The organism is Geodermatophilus sp. SYSU D00710, from assembly GCF_054050195.1.
In genome coordinates, this window is the sequence record NZ_JBJGYX010000057.1 from 1 (window position 1) to 11873 (window position 11873).

Sequence of the window (11873 nt, forward strand, 5' to 3'; positions counted from 1 at the left end):
AACCACCACCAACTAAAACACCCCCCCCCCCACCCCCCCCCCCCCCCCCCCCCCCCCCCCCCCCCCCCCCCCCCCCCCCCCCCCCCCCCCCCCCCCCCCCCCCCCCCCCCCCCCCCCCCGCTGTCGTGTGCGGCCGCGGACCGGACCGGGCGACCGCCGAGGAGCGCCCGCCGTGCGGAGGCGTCTGGACAGGTCACCCCGAGGGGGCTGGACTGGGAGCCCGCCCGGGAGGCGCCATGAGCACCGAGCTCTCGACGACGTCGCGCCGTCGCGGGGACCGCGTGCCCGGTGCGCCCGTGTCCCGGGGCGGGCTCCGCCTCACCGCCCCGGCCCGCCGTGGCCGAGGACCCGCAACCCACCCACCGGAGGACCTCCCGTGGACACCTTCTCCACCGACACCACCGACCTGCCGGAGGCCACGCGGCCCGAGGTGCTCGTGCTGGGCCCCGGCGACGAACTGCGCCTGCGCCCTGCTCCGGTCGCGAAGCGGCTGGGCGACACCACGGTGCGGATGCTCGGCTACAACGGCTCGATCCCCGGCCCCACGCTGGAGGTGCGGCAGGGCTCGGAGGTCGTCGTGCACGTCAGCAACGGCACCGACCTGGACACCACGGTGCACTGGCACGGGTTGCGCCTGGAGAACCGCTTCGACGGGGTGCCGCACGAGACCCAGGCGCCCATCCCGCCGGGCGGGGAGTTCACCTACCGCATCCAGTTCCCCGACCCGGGGCTGTACTGGTACCACCCGCACGTCCGCGAGGACGTCACCCAGGAGTTGGGTCTCTACGGCTGCATCCTGGTCGAGCCGACCGAGCCGGACTACTGGCCACCGGCGCACCGCGACGTGGTGCTCACCCTCGACGACCTGCTGCTCGAGGACGGTGTGATCGCCCCGTTCAGCCGCACCGAGACCAACTACGCGGCGATGGGCCGCTACGGCAACCTGATGCTCACCGGCGGCGAGACCGCCCCGGCGTTCACCGCGAGGACCGGTGAGGTCGTCCGGTTGTGGTTGGTCGACACGGCCAACAGCCGCGTCTTCCGGATCGGCGTGCCCGGAGCCCGGGTGAAGCTCGTCGGCGGGGACAGCGGCCGCGTGGAGCACGAGCAGTTCGTCGCCGACGTGGTGCTGGCCCCGTCGGAGCGGGCCGTCGTCGACGTGCTGTTCGACCGGCCGGGCGAGTTCGCGTTGGAGCACCGCACCCCGAACCGGACCCACCGGCTGGCGACGATCACGGTCAGCGACGAGGTCGCCGAGCCGCCGCTGGCCGAGCAGTTCGAGGCGCTGCGCACCGCACCGGAGCTGGCCGCCGAGCGGGAGCGGCTCGGCGCGTGGCTGGCCGCGCCGCCGGACGAGACCGTCGCCATCGTCGCGGAGATGGACGACCCGGGCGCGACTTCGGCGGCCGGCCCGGTGACCTACGCCTGCCCGATGCACCCCGAGGTGGTCAGCGAACAGCCCGGGCGGTGCCCGACGTGCGGCATGAAGCTGATGGCGACGACTGCGGCCGGCGCAGCCGTCGGCCACGACACGGGCCACGACGCCGTCTCCCCGCACGCCCACCACCACGACGGTCCCGCCACCTCCGACGGGATCGAGTGGGAGGACGAGATGGCCGAGACGAACCGGGCCACCACCGCCGAGACGATGCGCTGGAAGCTGCTCGACCGCACCGCCGGCCGCGACGGTCTCCCCGTCGACTGGCGGTTCACCGCCGGACAGCGGGTCAAGATCCGGCTGGTCAACGAGATGGACTCCGACCACCCGATGCACCACCCGTTCCACATCCACGGCGCCGGTCGGTTCCTCGTCCTCGCCCGGGACGGCGTGCCCGAGCCCAACCTGGTGTGGAAGGACACCGTGCTCATCCCGACCGGACAGACCGTCGACGTCCTGCTCGACGTCACCAACCCCGGCCTGTGGATGGCGCACTGCCACATCGCCGAGCACATGCACGCCGGGATGATGTTCAGCTTCACCGTCGACCGGGCGGCGACGTCGTGACCGCCCCGGCCGAGCCGTACGACGTCGTCGTGGTGGGCGGCGGGCAGGCCGGCCTGGCCGCCGCCTGGCACCTGCGCGAGCGGGGGCTGCGGTTCCTGGTCCTGGAGGCCGCGCCGGAGCTCGGGCACACCTGGCGCACGCGGTGGGACTCGCTGCGGCTGTTCACCCCGGCCGAGCACGACGCCCTGCCCGGCCTCCGGTTCCCGGCGCCGACCGGTACCTACCCGGGCAAGGAGGCGGTCGCCGACTACCTGCGCGACTACGCCGCCACCTTCGACCTGCCGGTGCAGCTGGACACGCGGGTCACCGGCCTGCAGCGCACCGACACCGGCTTCGAGCTCAGCGCCGCCGACCGGGCGTACACCGCCCGGCAGGTCATCGTGGCCACCGGACCGTTCCAGACCCCGTTCGTCCCGCCGCTGGCCGCCGGGCTGGACGAGTCGGTCACCCAGGTGCACAGCTCCGGGTACCGCGGCCCCGAGGCGCTGCCCGAGGGGTCCGTGCTGGTCGTCGGCGGGGGCAACTCGGGCTTCCAGATCGCCGAGGAGCTCGCCGCGACCCGGCCGGTGGAGCTGTCGGTCGGCTCGGCCTACCCGGCGCTGCCGCAGCGGCTGCTCGGCCGCGACCTGTTCTGGTGGCTGACCCGGCTGCGGCTGTTGCGGGTGACCGCCGGCTCCCGGCTCGGCCGCCGGATGCGGTCCCGCGGCGAGTTCCTCATCGGCACCGGCCGGCGGCGCCTGCAGCGGGTGGGGGTCCGTCTCCGGCCGCGGCTGGTGGACGCCGCCGGCCGCACCGTGCGGTTCGCCGACGGCACCGGTCGGGAGGTCGGCGTCGTGGTCTGGGCGACCGGCTACCGGTCCGACCACTCGTGGATCGACGTCCCGGGCGTGCTGCGCGACGGCCGCGTCGTCCACACCCGCGGGATCACCGACGTCCCCGGGCTGTCCTTCCTCGGCCTGTCCTGGCAGCACACCCGCGGCTCGGCGCTGCTGGGCTTCGTCGCCGACGACGCCGCCCACCTGGTCGACGCGGCCGCCGAGAGGAGCAGCGTCCAGGTGCCCGGACCGCGCGGTGCGCCCGAGGCGCGGGCGGCTCGGCGCCCCGTCCCGGACTGACCGCGCCTCGCACCGAGAGGAGACCACCGTGCCCGGCACCGAGAAGGTCATCGCGTTCCCGGTCCACCCCGGGGTGACGCCGCTGGACCTCGTCGGCCCGCTCACCGTGCTCAAGACACCCGGTATCGGAGGCACGCGGTACCGCACGGTCGTGGTCGGCGAGCGGACCGAGCCGCTGGTCACCGACACGCCGCTCCGGCTGCTGCCCGCCGCCACGTTCGCCGACGTCCCCGACCCCTGGGCCGTGATCGTGCCCGGAGGCGGCGCGAGCACCCTCACCGCGGTGCAGGACGAGGCGCTGCTGTCCTACGTCCGCTCGGCCGCCGCCGGGGCGGACGTGGTCGGTGCCACCGGCAACGGAGCTCTCGTGCTCGCCGCGGCCGACCTGCTGCGCGGCCGGCGGGCGGCCACCCACTGGGCCTACCGGGAGCCGCTGGAGCGGTTGGGTGCGATCCCCGCGACCGAGCGCTGGCGGGTCGACGGCCGGCTGCACACCGCCGCCGGTGGTACGGCCGGCATCGACATGGCCCTGCCCCTCCTGGCCCGGCTGCGCGGTCGGGCCACCGCCCGCCTGGGCCAGCTGTTCAGCGAGTACGACCCGCAGCCGCCGTTCGGCCGCGTCGGGCCGGAGCCTGCCGACGACGAGCTCGGCCGGGCGCTGCGGGACCCCGGGAACGCTCCCGACGACCGACCGGCGCAGGACGAGCGGCTCATCGCCGTCGTGCTGTACCCCGGGCTGACCGTGCTGGACCTGGTCGGCCCGCTGCAGGTGCTCACGGCCCTGCGGCGGTTCGCACCGGGCCACCGGACCGTGGCCGTGTGGGCCCGCAGGGAGCCGGTGCCCACCGACGTGGGTGTGCCGATGGTCCCCGACCGGACGTTCGAGGAGGTCCCGCACCCGGCGATCGTGCTCGTGCCCGGCGGCGCGGTGCCCACCATCCGCGCGATGAGCGACCCGCTGGTCCGCGACTACGTGCGGTCCGCCGCCGCCTCGGCCGAGCTGGTCACCTCGGTGTGCACCGGCTCGCTGGTCCTCGGCGCGGTCGGGCTGCTGGAGGGTCGCGACGCCACGACCAACTGGTTCTACTCCGGCGTCCTCGAGGGTCTGGGCGCGACGTACCACCAGCGCAGGTGGGTGGAGGACGGCGACCTGATCACGTCCGCCGGGGTCTCCGCAGGCATCGACATGGCGCTGCACCTCGCCGCCCGCCTGACCGACGAGGCCACCGCCCGCCGCGTGCAACGGGCCGTCGACTACGACCCGCAACCGCCCTGGGGCGGCATCGACTACGCCCGCATCCCGCGCTTCCCCCGTGCGCTGCGCGGCGCCATCGGGCTGACCGCCCCGGTCGTCACCGCCCGGCCTCGGCGACTCACCCGGGCCGGACGCTGACACGCGCGACCCGGGCACCCGACGGGCGCCGCCCGTCGTGACCGTCCGACAGCGGCCGAGGGGGAGGAGTCAGCCGCTGCGCGGGGGTCCGGGGTCGGTCGTGAGGCGGCGCAGCGCGTCGTCGACCAGCACCCAGGGGTCGGTGGCGCTCGCCGAGGCCCGGATCTCGGGCTCGCGGTCGCCGAGGCGCCGCAGCGTCGCGGCGACCGCGGCCTCGTGCAGGTCCCGGGTCATCGGCCGGGCGGGTAGCCCGACACGGCCGCGCAGCGCCTCCGCGGCAGCAGCGGCCCGGGCCGCGGTCTCCCAGTGTTGCTGCCGGGCTGCCAGCGCCGCCGTGGTGTCCAGGGCAGTGGCCAGTCCCTCGAGGTTGCCGGCCCGCCGCAGGTGCTCGATCTGCCGGCGCAGGCGCGCCACGGACTCGTCCAGGTGACCGGCGAGCAGGTCGAGGACGGCCAGGTGCCCGACCGCCTGCGCGAGGAGGACGTCGTGGCCCATCGCGGTGGCGACGGCGGCGGCCTCGTCGAGGTCGGCGCGCGCCCCGGCGGGATCCCCGGTGAGGGCCCGCCAGACACCGTGGTGCAGGGTGGCGTGCCCGAGCAGCCAGGCGTTGTCCTCGCGCCGAGCGGTGGCCAGGGCGGTCTCCAGGTCGTCGGCGACACCGGCGGTCCGCCCCAGGGACAGCCGCAGCGCGCCGCGGAGCAGCCGCACCGCGGTCGCGAGCAGCGCGGTCTCCCGGTCCGAGGTGTCCCCTGCGAGGCGCAGGGCCTGCTCGGCCGTGGCCAGCGCGGCGGCGTGGTCCCCGGTCTGGGTCTGCGCGTAGCAGACCGCGACGCTGTGCAGGAAGGCCTGCTCCCGGCTCGCCGGATCGCCGCCTGCCGTGTCGGTTGCCGCCGGGGCGACGTCGCGCAGCTCGCCGACCCGACCGCCGTAGATCAGCCACGGCCACAGCCGGCGGGCCAGTGCGGTGACCACGTCGACCGCGCCGCGGCCCGCGGCCCAGCGAGCGGCGGCGAGGAGGTTGTCGGCCTCGCGCGCCAGCAGCGGCCACGACCTGGGCGCGTCGTTGTGCGTGAGGACGTCGGCGGGCTCGACGAGCTCGGCGAACCAGCGGGCGTGCCGCTCGCCGAACCGCTCGGTCTCGTCGCGCTCCTGGAGCAGGTCGGCGGCGTAGGCGCGGACGACGTGCAGCATGCCCACCCGCGGGTCGTCGGTGACGTCGGCGACCAGCAGGTTCTTCTCCAGCAGCGAGGACACCCCGCCGACCACGTCCGGCACGGCGTCGTCACCGCACACCGCCTCGACCGCCGGGAGCGTCGCGCTGCCGGCGAACACGCTCAGCCGCGCGAACAGCGCCTGCTCGGCCGGGGAGAGCAGTCGGCAGCTCCAGTCCAGGGTCGCCCTCAGGGTGCGCTGCCGGGCCGGCAGGTCGTCCGGGCCCCCGCCGAGCACGTCCAGCCGCTGCGTCAGCCGGTCGGCGAGCGCGACGGGGGAGAACAGCCGGGCGCGGGCCGCGGCCAGCTCGATGGCCAGCGGCAGGCCGTCGAGCAACCGCACGATCCCGGCGATCGCGGCCCGGTTGTCCTCGGTGAGTGCGAAGCCGGGGTGGACGTCGGCCGCCCGCTGGACGAACAGCTGCACGGCCGGCGCGGCGCCGACCGGCTCGTCGTCGGCCGGGACCGGCAACGGCGAGAGCGGGTACTCCCGTTCGCCGCGCAGCCGCAGCGCCTGCCGGCTGGTGACCAGCAGCGCCAGCCACGGGCAGCGGCCGAGCAGCGCGGCCAGGGCCGGGCCGGCGGTCCGCAGGTGCTCCATGTTGTCGAGTGCCACCAGCAGCTGCCGGCCGCGCAGGTCGTCGACGAGCCGGTCGAGGAGCGGTCGGCTGCCGGCCTCGGGCACGCCGAGCGCCCCGGCGAGCGTCGGCAGGACGAGGTCGGCGACCGGGACGTCCTCCAGCGGTACGAACGCGACGCCGTCGGGGAAACGCTCGTCCACCACGCGGGCCACCTCGAGGGCGAGGCGGGTCTTGCCCACCCCGCCCGGGCCGGTGACCGTCACCAGCCGCGCCTCCCCGCCGAGCAGCTCGGAGACGGCGGCGACGTCCCGGTCACGGCCCACCGTCGCCGTCAGGGGCACCGGCGCCGCGGAGGGTCGGGCCCGCCGGCCGTCCGGGGGCGCCGCAGCGGCGGGGGCCGGGGTCATGAACCGCTCGCTCAGCAGCGCGGCGAGGTCGTCCTCGAGCAGCCCGGCGAGCTCGGCGGCGTCGGTGAAGTGCCGGTACGAGGCGCTGCCGTGCTCGCTGACCTCGTCGAGCATGGCCTGGAGACGCGGCTCCACCGCCTCCGCAGGTCGCTTGAGGTACAGCAGGCGCGGCATCCCGTCGCTGAGCCGGAACTCGTCCTCGAGCCCGGAGACCTCCTCACCGGGGGCCACCCAGCCGTAGCGCTGGAAGTAGATGCCGACGAACACGTGTGACTGGCGGAGGTAGGCGCGGTACAGGTCCCGCGGCGGGTGCGGACGGGCTCCGAGCTCGAACATCACCGGCGCCAGGTGCAGCCGCTCGATCGCGCCCCGCACCGCACGCCGCTCCTCGGCCAGCTCACCCAGGGTGGAGCTGACGAAGACCCGGATCCGCTGATCCGGTGTCCGGATGACCTCCCCGGGGTCCCGCGGGGGGATGTCGGTCGCCGTCATCTCCGTGCTCACCGCCTCGCCGGCACCGGTGGCCGGCCCGCTGGTCATCGTGGCGTCCGCGTGGCCGGCGGACCAGCTCACCCGGTACGCCCGACGGCCGCCGGTCCCGTCCGGCGTGCCGGCACTTGCGAGAGGTACCGGGCGGGGGTATACCCTGTACTAGGTACCACTAGGGGGTACCGGTACGAGAGGAGAGCGACCGTGAGCACCACCGACTACGCCGTCCGGGGCATGACCTGCAGCCACTGCGCCAGCGCGGTGACCGACGAGGTCTCGAGGATCCCCGGGGTGACCGGCGTGCAGGTCGACCTGGCCGCCGGCCGGGTCACCGTCGAGGCCGACCGGCCGGTGTCCGACGACGCGGTGGCCGCCGCCGTCGACGAGGCCGGCTACGAGGTCGTCCCCGGCTGACCGGCGACCCACCCGATCCGTCCCACCCGACGAGGAGACCGACAGACATGGCCGGCTACACCCATGCGAAGGACGAGCACCTCAAGCGGCTGCGCCGCATCGAGGGCCAGATCCGCGGGCTGCAGCGCATGGTCGAGGACGACAAGTACTGCATCGACATCCTGACCCAGGTGTCGGCGGCGACGCGCGCCCTGCAGTCGTTCTCCCTCGGCCTGCTCGACGAGCACCTGGCCGGCTGCGTGGTCGACGCCGCGCAGAAGGGCGGCCCGGAGGCCGACGCGAAGGTCCGCGAGGCCTCCGAGGCGATCGCCCGCCTCGTCCGCTCCTGACCGGAGGACGTGCCGTGAACACCCCCGCCCGGCTCGGCGCCTACACGCTCGGGTTGGTCGCCGTCTTCGGTGCGGCCGCCGGCCTCGGCCAGCTGGTCGGCCCCGTCGGCGCGGCCGCCGACGACGCGGCCGGCCACGAGGCCGCTCCCCACGGCGGGACCCACGCGGAGTCCGCGCCGGACCCCGGTGCAGCGGCACCCGCCGCCGGCGACCACGCGCCCGGTGGCCTGCAGGTCTCCGAGAGCGGTTACACCCTCGACGCCGCGGGCGCCCTGCCGGCCGGCGCGGCCACCCCGGTGTCCTTCCGCGTCCTCGGTCCCGACGGGCAGCCGGTGACCGCCTACGACCCCGCCCACGACGAGGACCTGCACCTGATCGCGGTGCGCCGGGACCTGACCGGCTACCAGCACGTGCACCCGGAGCTGTCCGCCGACGGCACCTGGTCGATCCCGCTCGAGCTGACCGCCGGCACCTGGCGGCTGTTCGCCGACTTCGACCCCGCCGGCGAGGACCCCGCGCTCGTCCTGGGCACCGACGTCGCCGTCGCCGGCGACCACGTCCCGCAGCCGCTGCCCGAGCCGTCGACCACGGCCGAGGTCGACGGGTACACCGTCACCCTCGACGGCCGGCTGGTCCCGGGACGGGAGTCGGAGCTGACCCTGTCGGTCAGCCGGGACGGGCAGCCGGTCACCGACCTGCAGCCCTACCTGGCCGCCTACGGGCACCTGGTCGCCCTCCGCGACGGCGACCTGGCCTACCTGCACGTGCACCCGGCCGGCGAGCCCGGCGACGGCACCACACGGCCGGGGCCCGGCATCACCTTCTCCGCCACCGCACCCTCGGCCGGGGACTACCGGCTGTTCCTGGACTTCAAGCACGGCGACGTCGTGCGCACCGCCGAGTTCACCGTGCGCGCCGGGGAGACGGCGGCCGGCGGCGGCACGGCGACCCCGGGCCCCGCCGCCGACGACGGCCACGCCGACGACGGCCACGCCGACGACGGCCACGGCCACGGCTGAGGCCACGCACCCCCCGGCCCACCCCCAGCAGTCCCGGAGGAAGAAGACGATGAGCTCCGCGACCGAGCGCACGACCCCACCGGCCGCCGCCGACGGCGGCCAGGTCGAGCTGGCGATCGGCGGGATGACCTGCGCCTCCTGCGCGACGCGCATCGAGAAGAAGCTCAACCGGCTCGACGGCGTCACCGCCACGGTCAACTACGCCACCGAGAAGGCGAGGGTCAGCTTCACCGGCGACGTCACCCCCGACGAGCTGATCGCGACGGTGGAGAAGACCGGCTACACCGCGCACCTGCCCGAGCCCCCGGCGGCCGGGCAGCCGGCGGCCGCCGAGGCCGACGACCCCGTCCGCGGGCTGCGGCAGCGGCTCCTGGTCTCCGCCGTCCTGACCGTCCCGGTCATCGCGATGGCGATGGTCCCGGCGCTGCAGTTCACCAACTGGCAGTGGCTGTCGCTGACCCTGGCCGCGCCGGTGGTCGTCTGGGGTGCGTGGCCGTTCCACCGGGCCGCGTGGACCAACCTGCGCCACGGCACGTCCACGATGGACACGCTCGTCTCGATGGGCACCCTCGCCGCGCTGGCCTGGTCGCTGTACGCGCTCTTCTGGGGCACGGCCGGCGAGCCGGGCATGACGCACCCGTTCGAGCTCACCGTCGCCCGCACCGACGGGTCGGGGAACATCTACCTCGAGGCCGCCGCCGGGGTGACCACGTTCATCCTCGCCGGGCGCTACGTCGAGGCCCGCTCCAAGCGCCGCGCCGGCGCCGCGCTGCGCGCCCTGCTCGAGCTCGGCGCGAAGGAGGTCTCGGTCCTGCGCGGCGGGCGCGAGCAGCGCATCCCGGTCGACCGGCTGGCTGTCGGTGACCTGTTCGTGGTCCGTCCCGGCGAGAAGATCGCCACCGACGGCGTGGTCACCGAGGGCTCCTCGGCCGTGGACGCCTCGATGCTCACCGGCGAGTCCGTGCCGGTGGAGGTCGGCCCCGGCGACGCCGTGGTCGGCGCCACCGTCAACGCCGGCGGCCGGCTAGTCGTGCGGGCCACCCGCATCGGCGCCGACACCCAGCTCGCGCAGATGGCCCGCCTGGTCGAGGACGCGCAGAACGGCAAGGCCGAGGTGCAGCGCCTCGCCGACCGCGTCTCGGGCGTCTTCGTGCCGGTCGTCATCGCCCTGGCCGTCGGCACCCTCGGCTTCTGGCTGGGCGCCGGCGGTGGGCTGGCGGCCGCGTTCACCGCCGCGGTCGCCGTCTTGATCATCGCCTGCCCGTGCGCCCTCGGGCTGGCCACGCCGACCGCCCTGATGGTCGGCACCGGCCGCGGCGCCCAGCTCGGCATCCTCATCAAGGGCCCCGAGGTGCTGGAGGACACCCGGCGGGTCGACACCGTCGTCCTGGACAAGACCGGCACGGTCACCACCGGGCGGATGAGCTTGCTCGACGTCGTCGCCGCCCCGGGCGAGGACCGCCGGCAGGTGCTGCGGCTGGCCGGCGCCCTGGAGGACGCCTCCGAGCACCCCGTCGCCCGGGCCGTCGCCACCGGCGCCGCCGAGGCCGTCGGCGACCTGCCGGCCGTGGAGGGCTTCACCAACATCGAGGGCCTCGGCGTGCAGGGCATCGTCGACGGGCACGCGGTGCTCGTCGGGCGCCCCCGGCTGCTCGCCGAGTGGTCCCAGCCCCTCGGCGCCGAGCTGGAGCGCGCGCGGGCCGCTGCCGAGGCCGAGGGCAGGACCGCGGTCGCGGTCGGCTGGGACGGCGCCGCCCGCGGCATCCTCGTCGTCGCCGACGCCGTCAAGGAGACCTCCGCCGAGGCCGTCCGGCAGTTGCGCGACCTGGGCCTGACGCCGGTCCTGCTGACCGGCGACAACGAGACCGTGGCCCGCTCGGTCGCCGCGGCGGTCGGCATCGACGAGGTCGTCGCCGAGGTGCTGCCCGCGGACAAGGTCGACGTCGTCATGCGGCTGCAGGAGCAGGGCCGGGTCGTGGCGATGGTCGGCGACGGCGTCAACGACGCCCCGGCGCTGGCCCAGGCCGACCTCGGGCTGGCGATGGGCACCGGCACCGACGTCGCCATCGAGGCCGGCGACCTCACCCTGGTCCGCGGTGACCTGCGGGCCGCCGCCGACGCCATCCGGCTGTCCCGGCGGACGCTGACCACCATCCGGCAGAACCTGTTCTGGGCCTTCGCCTACAACGTCGCCGCGCTGCCGCTCGCGGCCGCCGGCCTGCTCAACCCCATGCTCGCCGGTGCGGCGATGGCGTTCTCCTCGGTGTTCGTCGTCTCCAACAGCCTGCGGCTGCGCCGGTTCCGCTCCACCAGCGGGGCGACCGCGGCCGGTGGGCACCCGGACCCGGCGACCGGCGCCGCCGCCCACGCCGCCCACGCATCCCGGCAGGCCACCGCGGCCCGCTGAGCGGCGGCGCCGGCCCCGCCGGGGGGTGAGTGGCGGGCAGGTCGTCGACCACCCGGTTCCCCGGGGGCGCCGACCTGGTCCAGCAGGTGGTCACCGCCCGTTCGCTGCTGCGTTCAGCTCGGTGAACAGCTCCACATGGGCGTCGAGGACCGTGCCCAGGGCGTTGCGGTCCCGCGCACGGGCGTGGACCCCCGGCACGGTCCGGCGGCGATGCCGCGAGCTCGCGCATGCCGCAGGTGGGCGTCTCGACATCCCGCGGGCGGACGGGACATCTCCACAGAGCGCTCAGAGTGCACCACCTGTCACTTCCGCGACCTGCCGCACAATCGCATCTGCTGACCTCTGCCGTCCCCGGGGTGGCGAACGGCTGGGTTACGCTGATGACACAGGGAGTGCTCCTGCGTCCGTACCGACGGATCGACCGAAGACCCGTCCTCGCCCGACCGCGCTCCCACTGGTCACTGCACCACCGAGCTCGTTGCGGCGCAGACGCCCCGGGCAAT

At 75.7% G+C, this 11873-nt stretch carries 8 protein-coding genes; 7 read left to right on the forward strand and 1 reads right to left on the reverse strand.

What is annotated here, in order from left to right; translation table 11 throughout:
- Nucleotides 1-376: 376 nt before the first annotated feature.
- Genes ACI78U_RS20150 through ACI78U_RS20160 form a run of 3 tightly spaced genes read left to right on the forward strand, consistent with a single transcriptional unit; the run spans nucleotide 377 to nucleotide 4513 of the window.
- The gene (locus ACI78U_RS20150) at nucleotides 377-2005 is read left to right on the forward strand and encodes a multicopper oxidase domain-containing protein (RefSeq protein WP_456877171.1); all 1629 of its coding nucleotides are present in this window, start codon (nucleotides 377-379) and stop codon (nucleotides 2003-2005) included.
- On the forward strand, nucleotides 2002-3120 hold the full coding sequence (locus tag ACI78U_RS20155) for a flavin-containing monooxygenase (RefSeq protein WP_456877172.1): 1119 nt from the start codon (nucleotides 2002-2004) through the stop codon (nucleotides 3118-3120). Before ACI78U_RS20150 ends, ACI78U_RS20155 begins: the two co-directional genes overlap by 4 nt.
- 28 nt (nucleotides 3121-3148) lie before the next feature.
- Complete coding sequence (locus tag ACI78U_RS20160) at nucleotides 3149-4513, forward strand: DJ-1/PfpI family protein (RefSeq protein WP_456877173.1); 1365 nt, start codon at nucleotides 3149-3151, stop codon at nucleotides 4511-4513.
- A 69-nt stretch (nucleotides 4514-4582) separates the two neighbouring features.
- Here ACI78U_RS20160 and ACI78U_RS20165 read toward each other — a convergent pair whose 3' ends face one another.
- Nucleotides 4583-7252: an ATP-binding protein gene (locus ACI78U_RS20165; protein WP_456877174.1), complete on the reverse strand. Its 2670-nt coding sequence runs from the start codon at nucleotides 7250-7252 to the stop codon at nucleotides 4583-4585.
- A gap of 153 nt (nucleotides 7253-7405) precedes the next feature.
- Between ACI78U_RS20165 and ACI78U_RS20170 the strand changes: the two genes are divergently transcribed.
- From ACI78U_RS20170 to ACI78U_RS20185, 4 genes are read left to right on the forward strand one after another with little or no spacing between them, the layout of a single operon-like run.
- The gene (locus ACI78U_RS20170; RefSeq protein ID WP_456877175.1) at nucleotides 7406-7615 is read left to right on the forward strand and encodes a heavy-metal-associated domain-containing protein; all 210 of its coding nucleotides are present in this window, start codon (nucleotides 7406-7408) and stop codon (nucleotides 7613-7615) included.
- 47 nt (nucleotides 7616-7662) lie between these two features.
- Entirely contained in the window at nucleotides 7663-7944 is a 282-nt protein-coding gene (locus ACI78U_RS20175) for a metal-sensitive transcriptional regulator (RefSeq protein ID WP_456877176.1), read from the forward strand.
- A 14-nt stretch (nucleotides 7945-7958) separates the two neighbouring features.
- Nucleotides 7959-8963 carry a hypothetical protein gene (locus tag ACI78U_RS20180; protein ID WP_456877177.1) on the forward strand — a complete coding sequence of 335 codons (1005 nt, stop codon included), beginning with the start codon at nucleotides 7959-7961 and terminating at the stop codon, nucleotides 8961-8963.
- A gap of 49 nt (nucleotides 8964-9012) precedes the next feature.
- Nucleotides 9013-11370, forward strand: a complete 2358-nt coding sequence (locus ACI78U_RS20185) for a heavy metal translocating P-type ATPase (RefSeq protein ID WP_456877178.1) — start codon at nucleotides 9013-9015, stop codon at nucleotides 11368-11370.
- Nucleotides 11371-11873 lie beyond the last annotated feature (503 nt).